Annotated in this window: 1 protein-coding gene; it reads left to right on the forward strand. The window is 42.1% G+C overall.

The window, feature by feature from the left end; all coding sequences use genetic code 11:
- Positions 1–235 (forward strand): N-acetylmuramoyl-L-alanine amidase family protein (locus Q4528_RS16155; protein ID WP_303522783.1); only part of this gene is annotated, 235 nt, incomplete at both ends.

Raw genomic sequence — 235 nt, forward strand, 5'->3', positions numbered from 1 at the left:
GCGTAGAACTTATGAGAAAAACATTACCTTAGCGATTGCAAAGCGCGCTCAGCGTTTGATTAATCAAGAAAATGGCCTAAAAGCGGTGTTAGTTCGCGAAGGCGATTACTTTGTTAATTTGAATAAACGCTCGCAAATTGCCCGTAAAAATAAAGCAGACTTTTTAGTCTCTATCCATGCTGATGGCTTTACCTCTTCACAACCTAACGGCGCGTCTGTTTGGGTGGTGTCTACT

Source organism: Staphylococcus pasteuri, assembly GCF_030547725.1.
Classification (GTDB): domain Bacteria; phylum Bacillota; class Bacilli; order Staphylococcales; family Staphylococcaceae; genus Staphylococcus; species Staphylococcus pasteuri.